12 protein-coding genes are annotated in these 13,839 nt (G+C 74.5%); 6 read left to right on the top strand and 6 right to left on the bottom strand.

Annotation, left to right across the window (positions count from 1 at the left end; genetic code table 11):
- Positions 1-30 precede the first annotated feature (30 nt).
- Both ACYP53_RS28215 and ACYP53_RS28210 read right to left on the bottom strand, forming a co-directional pair.
- Positions 31-1,284, bottom strand: a complete 1,254-nt coding sequence (locus ACYP53_RS28215) for a GNAT family N-acetyltransferase (protein WP_459649504.1) — start codon at positions 1,282-1,284, stop codon at positions 31-33.
- 101 nt (positions 1,285-1,385) lie between these two features.
- Entirely contained in the window at positions 1,386-2,636 is a 1,251-nt protein-coding gene (locus ACYP53_RS28210) for an ATP-grasp domain-containing protein (RefSeq protein ID WP_189916784.1), read from the bottom strand.
- Positions 2,637-2,673: 37 nt separating this feature from the next.
- Between ACYP53_RS28210 and ACYP53_RS28205 the strand changes: the two genes are divergently transcribed.
- A complete protein-coding gene (locus ACYP53_RS28205; protein ID WP_459649503.1) occupies positions 2,674-3,372 on the top strand; it encodes a thioesterase II family protein in 699 nt (232 codons plus the stop codon).
- Between the two features lie 52 nt (positions 3,373-3,424).
- Here the strand turns inward: ACYP53_RS28205 and ACYP53_RS28200 are convergent, their stop codons facing one another.
- Genes ACYP53_RS28200 through ACYP53_RS28190 form a run of 3 tightly spaced genes read right to left on the bottom strand, consistent with a single transcriptional unit; the run spans position 3,425 to position 6,551 of the window.
- On the bottom strand, positions 3,425-3,946 hold the full coding sequence (locus tag ACYP53_RS28200) for a flavin reductase family protein (RefSeq protein ID WP_189916787.1): 522 nt from the start codon (positions 3,944-3,946) through the stop codon (positions 3,425-3,427).
- Positions 3,943-5,154 carry a MupA/Atu3671 family FMN-dependent luciferase-like monooxygenase gene (locus ACYP53_RS28195; RefSeq protein WP_459649502.1) on the bottom strand — a complete coding sequence of 404 codons (1,212 nt, stop codon included), beginning with the start codon at positions 5,152-5,154 and terminating at the stop codon, positions 3,943-3,945. The genes ACYP53_RS28200 and ACYP53_RS28195 overlap by 4 nt, the downstream gene beginning before the upstream one ends.
- 23 nt (positions 5,155-5,177) lie before the next feature.
- Positions 5,178-6,551, bottom strand: a complete 1,374-nt coding sequence (locus ACYP53_RS28190) for a KamA family radical SAM protein (RefSeq protein ID WP_459649501.1) — start codon at positions 6,549-6,551, stop codon at positions 5,178-5,180.
- 263 nt (positions 6,552-6,814) lie between these two features.
- Between ACYP53_RS28190 and ACYP53_RS28185 the strand changes: the two genes are divergently transcribed.
- The 4 genes from ACYP53_RS28185 to ACYP53_RS28170 are packed head-to-tail and all read left to right on the top strand — an operon-like array spanning position 6,815 to position 11,422.
- Positions 6,815-7,363 carry a phosphopantetheine-binding protein gene (locus tag ACYP53_RS28185; protein WP_189916789.1) on the top strand — a complete coding sequence of 183 codons (549 nt, stop codon included), beginning with the start codon at positions 6,815-6,817 and terminating at the stop codon, positions 7,361-7,363.
- Positions 7,356-8,903 (top strand): AMP-binding protein, encoded by a 1,548-nt coding sequence (locus ACYP53_RS28180; RefSeq protein ID WP_459649500.1) that lies wholly within the window; start codon positions 7,356-7,358, stop codon positions 8,901-8,903. Before ACYP53_RS28185 ends, ACYP53_RS28180 begins: the two co-directional genes overlap by 8 nt.
- Positions 8,896-10,167: an MFS transporter gene (locus ACYP53_RS28175; RefSeq protein ID WP_459649499.1), complete on the top strand. Its 1,272-nt coding sequence runs from the start codon at positions 8,896-8,898 to the stop codon at positions 10,165-10,167. The genes ACYP53_RS28180 and ACYP53_RS28175 overlap by 8 nt, the downstream gene beginning before the upstream one ends.
- Positions 10,160-11,422, top strand: a complete 1,263-nt coding sequence (locus ACYP53_RS28170; protein WP_459649498.1) for an ATP-grasp domain-containing protein — start codon at positions 10,160-10,162, stop codon at positions 11,420-11,422. Before ACYP53_RS28175 ends, ACYP53_RS28170 begins: the two co-directional genes overlap by 8 nt.
- A 58-nt stretch (positions 11,423-11,480) precedes the next feature.
- On the opposite strand, the gene ACYP53_RS28165 is transcribed toward ACYP53_RS28170, so the two are convergent.
- Positions 11,481-12,722: an aminotransferase class I/II-fold pyridoxal phosphate-dependent enzyme gene (locus tag ACYP53_RS28165; protein WP_189916802.1), complete on the bottom strand. Its 1,242-nt coding sequence runs from the start codon at positions 12,720-12,722 to the stop codon at positions 11,481-11,483.
- Positions 12,723-12,851: 129 nt separating this feature from the next.
- Here ACYP53_RS28165 and ACYP53_RS28160 point away from each other — a divergent pair, with 129 nt between their 5' ends.
- Positions 12,852-13,838 carry a helix-turn-helix domain-containing protein gene (locus ACYP53_RS28160; protein ID WP_189916804.1) on the top strand — a complete coding sequence of 329 codons (987 nt, stop codon included), beginning with the start codon at positions 12,852-12,854 and terminating at the stop codon, positions 13,836-13,838.
- The last annotated feature ends 1 nt before the right edge of the window (position 13,839 follow it).

The following is a 13,839-nucleotide window of genomic DNA, read 5'->3' as shown; positions in this document are numbered from 1 at the left end:
CCACCGCTTCTCTGTCGTACGGAGCCGGCGTCAGGAGGCGTCGAGGCCCAGTGCGGCGACCCGGGCCCGGGCGCTGCGGTCCTGGATGGCCAGCAGCTCGGCACAGGGGTCGGCGGCCGCCTCCGGCAGGGTGAAGTAGGCGCGGCGCGGCACCAGTTCGCAGCCCCGGACGTGCTTGGCCTCGGTGGTGCCCAGCCCGTAGTGGATCCGGCGGATGCCGTTGCGGGCGGCCCACTCCAGGGTGTCGTAGTAGACCAGGTTGAAGTAGCAGTACGTGCCGTCCACGGCCGCGTAGTCGAAGCCGGCCGAGCGGGTGTAGAGCACGTCGCCGGCCCGGAAGGCGAGCAGGTAGCCCACCACCCGGCCGTCCCGGACGCTGCTGAGGACGGTGAGGCGCTCCCCGAGGGTGTCGCGCAGCGCGGCGAACTCGCGGCGGGCCCAGCTCTCCCCGGCGGCGTGGCCGTACTTGGCCCGCAGAGCGACGCGCAGCGCGAGGTGCTGCTCGCCGAGCGCGTCGGGGCCCTCGGCGGCCGTGGTGTGCAGGCCGGCCGCCCGGTACGCCTGCATCTCCTTGCGGAGCTTGCTGCGGCGGGCGCTGGGGAAGCGCGCCAGGTAGCCGTCGAGTCCGTTCTCGGGCACGTCGAGGACCGCCTCCGCGCCGAACAGCGCCCGGACGGCACCGGTCGCGGCGGCGTGGTCGCGGCCGGCGGCGTCCTCGGCCGGGTCCAGGTAGAGCAGGGAGTGTCCGGCGCAGCCGAGTTCGGCGGCGGTGGCGCGGGCCAGCCGGTCCAGGGCGGGCACCAGGGGCGCGGTGTCCGCCGGGCTCGCGGCGTCGAAGGGCCGCAGGCCCAGCGAGGAGCCGAAGACGCCGACGGTCAGCCAGGGGTACAGCGTGCCGCGGACCTCGGCGACCCGCGGTGCGAGGTGTCCGGCGCGGGCGGTGTCCTGCTCGGTGGCGGCCGGCGGGTGGCCGATCGCGGAGAAGTCGCCGATGATCCGGGGCCCGTTGTAGAAGAGCAGCTGTTCGGGGCCCCGGATGAGCAGGGCGGGGGCGACGGCGAGCGGCCGGCCGGTGTCGGCCCGGTTGATCAGCAGGTAGAGGATCTCGTGGTCGTCGTCGGCCTCGACGAACCGCCACCAGTCGGCGCTGGCCCAGACCGGTTCGCCGGGCAGGTCGGTCAGCCCGGCCCGGCGCAGTTCGGCGACCGAGCCGACGACGGTGCCGGTCAGGCCGTCGCCGAGCGGGCAGGACCAGCCGGTCAGGCCGTCGACGGGTGCGTGCATGGTTGTTCTCCCAACAGAACGGCGACGGTGGCCCCGTGGGTCGCGGGGCCACCGTCGGAGGCGGGTGCCGAGGGGGACGTACGGCGGTGGGTGGGGCCTGCTCAGGCGGTGGTGATCCGGGGGCGGGACAGGTCGACCGCGCGGGCGGCGACGTCCCGGGCGTCCTGGTAGTCCACCGAGCGGGTGATGGCGTAGCCGAGCACGGCGCTGAGCGTCTCGCCCGGGGGGAGCACGATCTTGCCGCCGAGCTCGCGCTCGTAGACGAAGTGCTCCAGGCCGAACAGCTCCAGCACGTCGTACAGGCCGTCGAAGCCGTGGAACTGGCCCTCGACCGGGCTGAGCACGCCCCGGCTGGCCGCGAACAGCTCGGAGCGCTTCTCCATGTCCGGGGCCTGGCCGGTGGCGACCCGGACCAGGTTGGCCGGGAACGGGATGCCGGTGCTGAGCGGGATCAGGTGGGAGGTGATGTAGCCGCCGCCGGGGCGGGCGGCGATCTCCAGCAGCTTGGCGCTGCCGTCGGGCAGCACCCGGCACTCCAGGTGGAAGGAGCACCAGTCCAGGCCGATGGCCTTGGTGACGCTCTCCGCGAGGCGGCGCACGCTCTCCTGCGCCTGCTCGCTCAGCGCGGTCGGGTGGACCTGCTCGTACTCGACGTAGAACGGCTCGGTGACCCACTTGTCGGTGATGCCGGCGATCATCGTGCGGCCGTCGTGGACGAAGCCCTCCACGCTGTGCTCGCTGCCGCCGAGGCGCTCCTCGTAGACGAACTGGCCCTCGTAGTCGCCGAAGACCGGGGAGAGCTCGCGGGTCGCCAGCAGGGTCGCCTGGCGGAAGGTGGCGGCCAGGTCGGTCTCGGCGTCGATCTGGAAGATCGACCGGCTGCCGGAGCCGCCGGCCGGCTTGAGCACGGCGGGGGTGCCGATCTCGGCGGCCGCCGCCTCCAGGTCCGCCAGGTCGTCGACCTTGCGGAAGCGCGGGATCAGGTCCGGGTGGTCCAGCAGGGCCGAGCGCATCGAGTGCTTGTTGCGGGCCTTGTGCGCGGCCTCCAGCGGCACGCCCGGCCAGCCGCAGCGCTGGGCCAGCGCCGCGGCCAGCTCGACCCCGGTGTCGGTCCAGGTGACCACGCCGGAGGCCTTGGTCCGCTGGGCCAGCGTCAGGCCGGCCTTGAGCGCGGCCGGCCGGTCGAAGATGTCGACCTGCTCGAAGTCGCTGATCGCCTCACGGCAGAAGGCGGGCGGGGTGGGGCCGAGCAGCGCGACCTTGTACCCGGCGGCGTGCGCGCCGAGGACGGCCGCGTTGACCTCCAACGGGGTTCGCCGGGTACCGATGAATATGATGGTCGGCTTCGACATGGTGTCTCCTCGGAGCGAGATTCATAGGGGTTCGTTGATGACTGGAACGGCCGTGGTCTGCCTGCCCCCCTCGGGAGCGGGGCGGTCCTTCTACCGCGGCTGGCCGCGCCGGATCGACGAGGCCGCGGTCCGTCCGATGTCGCTGGCGGGCCACGAGGAGCGGATGCGCGACGTGCTGCCCGGTTCGGTGGGGGAGGCCGCCTCGGACATCGCGGACCGGGTGCTCGCGCTGGACGCGGCCCGGGTGGTGCTGTTCGGTCACAGCCTGGGTGCGGCGGTCGCCTACGAGACGGCGGCGCTGCTCGCCGCCCGGCCGGACGCGCCGCGGCTGGCCGTGGTGCTGTCGGCCCGTCAGGCCCCGGGCGGGCCGAGCCCGGTTCTGGCGGCGCTCGACGGTGACGACCGGGCGCTGCTGGACACGGTGTCCGCCTGGGGCGGGATGCCGCCCGGCGGTGCGGACGGTGAGCTGGCGGCGCTGCTGGCCCCCGTCCTGCGGGCGGACCTGGCGATGAGCGCCGGGTACACCGAGCCGGGCGGCCCGCTGCGGGTGCCGGTCACCGTGGTCGGGTACCGGGAGGACACCGTGGTGCCGCTCGCCGAGGTCGGGCGCTGGTCCGCGCTGTGCGAGGGCCCGTACCGCAACGAGACGCTGGCCGGGGGGCACTTCGCGGCGAAGGACGCGCCCGAGGAGCTGATCGGCCTGGTCCGCGAGGCGCTGGAGCGGACGGCGGACTGACCGGCGGTCACGCCTGTCACGCCTGTCACGCCCGTCACGTCGGTCACATCGCTCACGCCGTCGCGACGCCGGTGAGGCGGCGGCCCAGGTGGACCAGCGGGTCGCGGTCCGGGCCCGGCTCGGCTTCGAGCACTTCGAGGACGGCCAGCTCGTGGTCGCCGGACTCCACCCAGGCCACCGGACGCGCGGTGATCGCGGCGCAGCCCCCGGCGAGGACCAGCCCGCCGGCCGCGCCGCGGGTCACCGTCCGGCCGCGCAGCAGCTCCTCGCCGTCCGGCCGGGCCGGGTCGGCGAACCAGCGGGCCACCTCGGCCTGGTCCGCCGCGAGGACCGTGATGCCGACCGGGCCGCCGCCCTTCAGCGCCCGCAGCAGCCGGGAGGAGCGCTGGAGGGAGACGGTGGCCAGCGGCGGTTCGAGCGAGGCGCAGACCAGGGTGCTGACGGTCGCGCCGACCGTGCCGCCCGGCGTGTCGCACAGCAGCACCGCCACCCCGGCGGGCAGCCGGGCGAAGGCGGAGCGCAGCTGCGCGGGACCGACCGCGGCGGGTGACGGAGCGAGGGTCGTGCCGCTCACCCGGCCACCTCCGCGAGCGGGCGGTCGACGGCCGCGTCGCGGGCGTCGGTGCCGGTGCTGGTGCTGGTGCCGCTGCCGCTGCTGGTGCCGGCGAGCGTCCGGTCGGTGTCCGCGGGCGTCCGGTCGGTGCCGGGGTAGCGGGTGTCGGCGAGCAGTTCCAGGCTGTCCAGGACCCGTTCCAGCGGCAGGCCGAAGTCGACCAGGCAGGCGATCTCGTCCACGCCGGCCGCCCCGACCCGCTCCAGCATCCGCAGGCACTTCTCGGGTGTGCCGATCAGGCTGGCCTCGCGGTGGAAGCGGCGGGCCCGCTCCTCCAGCAGTTCGTCGATCACGGCCTCCGGCAGGGCCGGGATGCTGACCTCGCGGCCGCCGCTGACCGCGCCGCCGCCGGCCGAGGCGCGCAGCTCCAGCTCCAGGGCGGTGCGCAGGTAGCCGCGCAGCGGGGTCCTGGCGGCCTTCCAGCCGTTGTCGGCGTCTCGGGTGGCGTAGGTGTGCAGCATCAGGGTGACCGTGCCGGGGCCCTGGTGGCCGGCCTCGGCCCGGGCCGCGCGGTAGCGGTCGATCCGTTCGCGCAGGGTGTCGAGGTCCTGGCCGAGCAGGTGGGTGAGCAGGTTGGTGCCGAGCCGGCCGGCCGCCTCGAAGGTGGCCGGGTTCCCGGAGGCGGTGAGCCAGAGCGGGAGTTCGGGGGAGAGCGGTGTGGGCTGGACGGCGACCTGGACGGTCCGGCCGGAGCCGTTGCGGCGCTCGACCGGCCGGCCGGCCCACAGCTCGCGCAGTTCGGTCACCGCGTCCTGGACGCGCCGGGCGCGGTCGGCGTAGCGGTCGGGGGCGAGCACGAAGTCGTTGGCGTTCCACCCGGAGCCGAGCGAGATGCCGACCCGGCCGCCGCCGCTGAGGTTGTCCAGCACCGACCAGTCCTCGGCGATGCGCAGGGTGTCGTGCAGCGGGGCGACCACGCTGCCCGCGCGGATCTGGCACCTGGAGGTGCCGGCCGCGAGGGCGGCGCCCAGGACGGCGGGGCTGGGGAACAGCCCGCCGAAGGCGTCGAAGTGGCGCTCGGGCGTCCACACGGCGGTGTAGCCGAGGCGGTCGGCGGCGGCGGCCGCGCCGCGGACCAGCGCGTAGCGGTCCTCGGACCGGTCGGCCTCGGTCGCGCCGAAGAACATCACGCCGAGTGCGGGCAGCGGGCCCGACGGCAGGGAGGGCAACTCGGTTCTCCTCGGTGGGGTGGTCATCGCGCGGCCAGCAGCAGGTCGCTGTCGGTCGGCCCGGTTTCGGTCTGCGCCTCGGTCTGCGCGTCGGTCCGCGCGTCGGTCTGCGCCTCGGAGGTCGATCCGGTCTGTGCCTCGGACGATGATCCGGACGGCGTCTCGGACGGCGTCCCTGCGTTCTCCTCCCACGGGAAGCAGGGGGCGAAGGCCGGCTCCAGGTGGTTGATCCAGGAGGCGGTCGGGGACCAGTGGGCGAAGAACGACCGTCCGACCAGCGCGGGGTCGCGGGCCTGCAGCATCCGCAGGACGAACACCCGCTGCCCGGCGATGGTCGCCTCGCCGTCGACCGCGATCTTGCCGGGGGTCGCCGACATCACCGGTCCGCGGGCCGAGCGGGCCAGGCCGGAGACGGTGCGCTGGGCGTCCTGGACGATCTGCAGGGCGGTGGCCAGCGGCACTTCGAAGTAGCGGCGGGCACCGGTGTCGCGCTCGACGAAGGCGTAGTACGGGTGGATGCCCAGGTTGACCATCTCGGCCCACATCTCGGCCCAGGTCTCCGCCCGGTCGTTGACGTGGCGGATGATCGGGGCCTGGGCGCGCAGCACCGCGCCGGCGGCGAGGAGTCGGCGGACCGCCGTCCGGGCCTCGGTGGTGGCGAGCTCGCGCGGGTGGGACACGTGCAGCATGACGGCGACCTGCCGGCCGGAGTCGACGATCTCGCCGATCAGCCGCATCAGGTCGTCGGCGTCGGCGTCGGTGGTGAACCGGTGCGGCCAGTACGCCAGCGCCTTGGTGCCGAAGCGGATGGTGCGGATGTGCTCCATGCCCTCGCCCAGCAGCGGGGCGACCCAGCGCCGCAGCACCGCCGTCGACATGATCATCGGGTCACCGCCGGTGAACAGCACGTCCGTCACCTCGTGGTGGCGGCGCAGGTAGGCGGTGGAGGGGTCGAGTTCGGCGCTCAGCCGCAGCTCCGGCATGCCGACGAACTGCGCCCAGCGGAAGCAGTAGCCGCAGTACGCGTGGCAGGTCTGTCCCTGCGAGGGGAAGAGCAGCGCGGTCTCGCGGTACTTGTGCTGGAGGCCCTCGACCACCATGCCGTCCTCGACCGGCACGTTCTGCGCCAGCTGGCCGGAGGGGTGCGGGTTGAGCTCCAGCCGGATGCGCCGGGCGGCCGCCGTGACGGTGGCCCGGTCGGCGCCGCTCAGCAGCAGGTCCGACATCTCGGCGAATGCGGCCGGTGGCAGCATCTCCCGGTCCGGGAAGGTCAGCCGGTAGATCGGGTCGTCCGGGGCGGCCGTCCAGTCGATCAGCTCGTCCACCACGTAGTTGTTCACCTTGAACGGCAGGACGGCGGCGACGGTCTGGATTTCATGACGGGTTTCCGGGTCCATTGCGCGAACCTGTGGAATGTCCGTGAGGCGCGCCCCGGAAATGCTTCTCAACTTCACTGCTGGAATTCTCCCACGGCTCAACGGAGTGGACTCGTGAACGATCGTGCCACAGCTTCGGCGGCTTGGGGCGGCAGGAAGCTGTCAGGGCAACTTGCTGCTGACAAGGCCTGCTCCCGGCCAGCTCGGAGGGCGGTAGCTTCCTTCTGGAACGGTATTTCACGACCGTAGCAAATAACATTTCGCCGGAATCTGGAGTTTCTGCTGTGGATGCGTTGAAGGTAGCCGAGATCTGGGGTGACCTGGTCGGCCGAGACACCGTGGACATCGACGACGACTTCTTCTTCGATCTCGACGGGAACTCCCTGATGGCGGCCGCCGTGGTCGCCCGGACGAGCGAACTCTCCGGCGTTCCGCTGGAACTGCGCGACCTTTATCTGGCGACCACCCCGCGCGAGCTCGCCGAGCACCTCGCGGCGATCGGCGCGCGGCTCGCCGAGCTCTCGGAGACCGCGCCCGCCACCGGGGCGCTGCCCGCCGTCGCGGCCGCCCTGGCCGAACTCAGCGCCGCGGCCGCCGAGCGGCTGCTGCCGCCGGACACGGTCGTCCGCACCGTCGATCCCGAGGCGGAGGAGGCCGCCGGGGGCCGTCGGATCGCCCTGCTGCGCGAGTACCGGGGCGCGGGCCGCTGCGAGGTGGAGAGCGCGGACGCCGAGGAGGCGGTGCTGCGGCGCGGCGACGGCCCCGCCTTCCGGCTGCGGCTGGCCGGCCCGGTCCTGGAGGTCGGCACCGTCGAGGTAGCCAGGCATGGCTGAGCCGAGCGAGAGCCTGGCCGGGCTCGTCGAGGCCGCCCTCGCCACCGCCGACCCCGCCCGGCCCGCCGTGACCGAACCGGCCGGCACCTGGACGTACGGCGAACTCGACCGTGCCAGCGCCGAGTTGGCCGCCGCACTGGCGGCCGCCCCGGGCCGGGAGCCGGCCGTGGACGGTGCCGGGCCCGCCCCGGTGGCGGTCCTGCTGCCCCGGGGCGCGGCGGCGGTGGCGGCGATGCTGGCCTGCGTCCGCGCCGGGCGGCCGTTCCTGCCGCTCCCTCCGGACACCTCCTCGGCCGCGCTGCCCGACCTGCTGGGCGTCCGCGACCTGGTCACCGCCGGCCCGCCGCCCGCCTGGTGGACCGGCCCGGCGTCCCGGGTGCACCGGGTGCGGCGGGAGGGTCCTCCGGCGGCCCGACCTGCTGTTCAGGCCGTCGCGGGTGACGGGACCGGGTACTTCCTCGCCACCTCCGGCACCACCGGTACGCCCAAGGTGGTGCGGGGTTCGGCCGCCGGGCTGGCGCACTACCTGCGCTGGCAGCGCGAGGAGCTGGCGCTCGGACCGGGTGACGTGCTGTCCAACTCCGCCGACCCCTGGTTCGACTTCTCCTTCAAGGAGACGCTCGCCGCCGTGGTGTCGGGCGCGACCGTGGCCGTCCTCACCGACCGCGAACTGCTCGGCGGGGCCCACCTGTTGAGCTGGGCCGCAGAACACCGGCCGACCATGGTGTGCCTGCTGCCCTCGCGGCTGGCCGCCCTGCTCGGCGCGGCCGAGCAGGCCCCGGCGGAACTGCTGGACGCGGCGTTCGGCCGGCTGCGCCTGCTGCTGGTCTCCGGCGAGGTGTTCCCCACGCCGCTGCTGGCACGCTGGCGGGCGGTCTGCCCGCACGCCACCGTGCTCAACCTGTACGGCCCGACCGAGTCGACCGTCATCAAGCTGCGGCACACCGTGCCGCCCGGCGCGGCGGTCGACACCCCGACGGTGCCGGTCGGGACGCCGATCCCCGGCGCCGAGGCCCTGCTGGACGCCGGGGATCCGGCCGAACTCACCCTGGTGTCAGATCAGTTGGCGCTCGGCTACGCCTCCGGCGGGCAGGGCTCCGCCACCCGCTTCGGCACCCACCCGGACGGCCGGCCGCTGCTGCACACCGGCGACCTGGCCCGCCGGACCCCGGACGGCGCGATCGAGATCGTCGGGCGCGCCGACCACGTGGTGAAGCGCCACGGCGTCAAGGTCTCACTGCCGGACCTGGAGGCACAGGCCCGTACCTGCTCCTCGGTCGGCTCGGCGGTCGCCCTGCTGCTGCCCGGGGAACGCGAGCGGATCGTGCTCTGCTGCACCCCGTACGGCGCCGCGGCCGACGGCCCGGCGCTGCGCCGCCTGCTGCGCGAGCACCTGCTCGGCCGGGTGCCGGCGGCCGCCATGCCGGACGCGGTCCGGGTGCTGCCCGAACTGCCGCTCGACCCGCGCGGCAAGGTCGACCGCCGCGCGCTGGCCGCGCTGTTCGAGCCCCGGCCCGAGCCGGTGGCCGCTCATGGCTGAGCCGGTGCCGGGCAGCGCGGCCGTGCGCCGCCGGCTGGCCTTCGGCGCGGCGGTGGACTCCTTCGGCACCGGTCTGCTGCTGTCGACCTCGGCGGTGTACTTCGTCGCCGTGATCGGCTTCGGGGTGGGCGAGGTCGGTGTGGTGATGTCGGTGGCCGGTGTGGCGGGCCTGCTCGGGCCGGTCCCGGTGGGCCGGCTGGCGGACCGGCTGGGCCTGCGCCGGGTGTACTGCGGCGCGCTGCTGCTGCGCGGGGCCGGCTACCTCGGCTACGCGTTCGTCACCGACTTCCGGGTGTTCGTGGTGGCCACCTGCCTGCTGCGGATGCTCGACCAGTCCACGCCGCCCCTTCAGCAGTCGCTGGTCGGCGCGCTGGCCGAGGGCGGCGAGCGGGTGCGGACCATGGCGCTGGTGCGCGGTGTCCGCAACACCGCGCTGAGCGCCGGGTTCCTGGTGGCGGGGCTGGCGCTGGCGGCGCACACCAGGCCCGCCATGATGGCGATGCTGATCGGCAACGGGCTGAGCTTCTTCGTCCTGGCCGCGGTGATCGCCTCGCTGCCGATCCCGGCCCCGGCGGCAACCGCATCGGTGTCCACTGCTGCGGACGGCGTCGCCGGGCCCGAGGCGGGACCGGACGTGGAGCGCTCCGGTCCGCCGCTGCGCCACCGCCGCTTCGTGCTGCTGACGGTCAGCAACGGCCTGCTGCTGCTGCACGACTCGGTGCTGTTCGTACTGCTGCCGGTCTGGATCGTGACCAGGACCTCGCTGCCCGCCGCGACCGTGGCGGGGCTGCTCGCGGTCAACACGGTGCTGACGGTGCTGCTGCAGCTGCTGTTCAGCCGGACCGAGCGGCTCACCCACCGGCCGGGCGCGGTGCTGCTCGCCGCGGCAGGCTTCCTGGTGGCCGCCTGCGCGGTGTTCCCGGCGGCCGCGCGGCTGTCCGGCGGCTGGGCCGTGGCGGGCTGCGCCGCGGCGGTGGCGCTGCTCACGGTCGGCGAGAACCTGCACGCCGTGGCCGGCTGGCAGCTGTCCTTCGACCTCGCGCCGGCCGACCGGCGCACCGAGTACATGGCCGTCTTCAACCTCGGCCTCGGGCTGCAGAACGTCGTCGGTCCGGCCCTGATGACCTCGGTCGTGCTGGGTGCGGGCCCGGGGGGCTGGCTGCTGCTCGCCACCCTGTTCGCGGGCTCCGCCCTGGCCTGCCGCGCGGCGGGCACGGTGCGGGCCCCGCTACCGGTCTCCCAAGGAGGAATCTGTCATGGCTGAACACGTCCTGGTGCTCGGCGGCGGGATGGACATGCCCGCCATGCTGCGCGAGCAGGGTCTCGACGTACGCACCACGGTGGCCTGCCAGCTCGCGGTGCTGCCGAAGATCCGCCGCTCGGCGGAGCACAGCCGGGTGCTCGGGCTGCGGGCCGACGCCCCGGCGGCCGAGTGGGCCGCGGTGGTCCGGGCCGTCCACGGGCTGGACCCGTTCACCAGGGTCGCCGCCTTCGCGGAGCGCGACCAGGACCGGGCGGCGGCGCTGGCCGAGGAGCTGGGCCTGCCGATGCACAGCCCGCGCACCGTCCACCTGGTGCACCACAAGCCCAGCATGCGCGCCCGGCTGGCCGAGGCGGGCGTGGACGACACCCCGTTCGCGGTGGCGGCCGACGTGGCCGAACTGCGCGCGTTCCTGGCCCGCCACGGCGGGCCGTGCATCGTGAAGCCGGCGATCGGCGCGGGCAGCGTCGGGGTGCGCCGGCTGGACGGCGAGGCGGACCTCGACTCCGCCTTCGCCCGGGCCGACCTGGACAGCGAGTGGGCACGCGGCGGCGTGCTGGTCGAACGGCTGCACGCCGGACCGCAGTTCAGCGTGGAGGCGTTCTCCGAGGACGGCGAGCACCAGGTGGTGTGCGTCACCCGGAAGTACTCCGACCCGGACACCTTCGTGGAGCTCGGCCATGTCGCGCCGGCCCCGCTGCCGGAGGCGGACCGCGCGGCGATCGCCCGGCACGTCGCGGCCGTCCTGGACGCCCTGGACATCCGCTTCGGCCCCACCCACACCGAGGTGGTGCTGACCGCCGACGGCCCGCGCACCATCGAGACCCACATCCGGCTGGCCGGCGACGAGATCCCCGCCCTGGTGCGCGCGGCGCTCGGCGTGGACCTGGAGCGGCACACCGTCCGCCAGGTGCTCGGCCTGCCGGTGCTCGCCGAACTGCGGGCCGAGCTCGCCGCGGCGGAGGCGGCCGAGCCCCGGCACGAGGCGGTGTGGTTCGCCCGGCCGACTGCCCTCGGCGTCCTGGACGCCGTGGACGGCCTGGCGCGGGCGCGCGCCGGGGAGGGCGTGTCGGAGGTCCGGCCGCTGGCCGAACCGGGGGCCGAGCTGGCCCCGCTCGACTCCTCCGGCGCCCGGCTCGCCCTCACCCGGGCCCACGGCCCGGACGCCCGGACCGCGGTGGCCCGGGCCCGCGCGGCCACGGCCGAGCTCAGGTTCCGGGTGACCCTGGAGTCGGGCGAGGACCGGCCGCTGGTCTGACCGCGCCCCGGCCCGGCCCCGTCGCGTCACCCACGCCCGGGCCGGGCCGCGTCGGGGGTCAGCCCTGCGGGGCCGCCGCCGCGAGCACCTCGCGGACGCAGACCGCGAGTGCCCGCAGCGCGGTCTCCAGGTCGGCCGGCTCCGGGTAGCTCGGGGCGATCCGGATGGTCCGGTCGGCCGGGTCGTCACCGTACGGGTGGGTGGCACCGGCCGGGGTCAGCGCGACCCCGGCCGCTCCGGCCAGCCGGACCACCTCGCGGGCGCAGCCCTCGGGCACCTCCAGCGACACGAAGTAGCCGCCCTTGGGCTGCGACCAGCGGACCCCCGGCTGGTCGCCGAACTCCTCCCGCAGGATGCGCTCGACCAGTTCGAACTTGGGCTGCAGCAGCTCGCGGTGGCGGCGCATGTGGGCGCGCACCCCGTCCGCGTCGCGCAGGAAGGCGACGTGCCGCAGCTGGTTGATCTTGTCGGGGCCGATGGTGCGCTTGCCGGTGTGGCCGAGCAGCCAGGACACGTTGGCGGGGGAGGAGCCGAAGAAGGCCACGCCGCTGCCGGCCAGGGTGACCTTCGAGGTGGAGGCGAAGACGAACGCCCGGTCCGGGTGGCCGCCGTCGGCGCAGGCCGCCAGCACGTCGGCGAGCTCCACCTCCTCGTCGGTCAGGTGGTGGACCGCGTAGGCGTTGTCCCAGAAGATCCGGAAGTCCGGCGCGGCGGTCGGCATCCCGGCCAGCCGGCGCACGGTCTCGGCGCTGTAGCAGGCGCCGTCCGGGTTGCTGTACTTGGGAACGCACCAGATGCCCTTGATCCGGGCGTCGCCGGCCACCAGCTCCTCGACCACGTCGAGGTCCGGGCCCTCGGGCGTCATCGGGACCGGGATCATCCGGATGCCGAAGCGCTCGCACAGCGCGAAGTGCCGGTCGTACCCGGGGACCGGGCAGAGGAACGCGATCTCCGGCTCCTCCGCCCAGCGCCGCTCCGAGCCGGGCACCCCGCTCAGCATCGCGTGGACCAGGCTGTCGTGCATCAGGGCCAGGCTGGAGTTGTCCAGCGCCACCAGCTGCGCGACGGGCACCTGGACCAGCTCGGCGAAGATCTCCCGGAGCTCGGGCAGGCCCTGCAGACCGCCGTAGTTGCGGCAGTCGGTGCCGTCGGCCGAGGTGTGCCCGACGGGCTTCGACAGCAGGTCCTGCGACAGGTCGAGCTGGCGGGGCGAGGGCTTGCCCCGGGTCAGGTCCAGGGACAGGCCCTGTTCCAGCAGCTTCTGGTACTCCCCGACGGATCGCGACTGCACGGGTGTCACGGACTTCCTCCCTTGGACCGGACCTTGTGCCGGACAGCCTATCGAGGCCTTAAGCTGCGCTTTTAACGGCACTACGATCGTGGACACGCCATCGACAGGATGGCGTCCGAATGTCACCCGGGGGGGAACATGCTGACGAGTCTTGGGCTGGACACCTTCTCCGAGCAGGTGTACCGACAGATGCTGGCCTACCCGGAGCTCGGCCTTCCGGAGCTCGCGGAGCGGCTGGGCAGCTCCGTCGAGGAGATCCAGGAGGCCTGGGACCGGCTCGCCGACCTGTCCCTGCTGCGGCCGACCCGCAGCGGATCGAGCGGCCTGCACGTGGTCAGCCCCGAAGTCGGACTGGAGATGCTGCTCGCCCGCGAGCAGGCCGAGCTGCTGGAACGGCAGCAGCAGATCGAGCGCAGCCGGGTGGCCGCCGCCGCGCTGATCGCCGACCACGCCGACCTGCGCCGGGAGTCCCCGGTCGCGTACGTGGAGCAGCTGCCGGGCGTCGAGGCGGTGCGCGACCGGCTGCGCAAGCTCACCGGTGAGGTCGAGCACGAGCTGCTGGCCTTCGCCCCGGGCGGCCCGCAGAGTCCGGAGAACCTGGCCGCCGCCCGCCCGCTCGACGAGGAACTGCTCAACCGCGGGGTGCGCATCCGCACCCTGTACGTGGACAGCATCCGCAAGGACCGGGCCACCGCCGAGTACGCGAGCTGGCTGGGATCGGCGGGCGGCCAGACCCGTACGGTGCCGAGCCTGCCGCTGCGGATGCTGATCATCGACCGGAAGATCGCCGTCGTCCCGGTCAACCCGGAGCGCTCCGACCAGGGCGCCGTGGTGCTGCACGGGCCGGGGACGGTCACCGGGATGTACGCGCTCTTCGACCAGTTCTGGGCCCGTGGCGTCCCGCTGGACCAGGAGCCGGGGGACGGCGCCTTCGAGGAGCTCAACGGGCAGGAGCGGGAGATCCTGGCGCTGCTCGCCGACGGCATGACCGACGAGGTGCTCTGCCGCCGGCTGGGCGTCTCGGTCCGCACCGCGCGGCGGATCATCGCCAAGCTGATGGACCAGCTGGGCGCGCGCAGCCGCTTCCAGGCCGGCGCGGAGGCCGTCCGGCGCGACTGGATCTGAC

It is taken from the genome of Kitasatospora sp. Ki12, assembly GCF_054601375.1.
The sequence above is the reverse complement of the archived record's forward strand: the minus strand, read 5'-3'. Positions and strand labels throughout refer to the sequence as shown.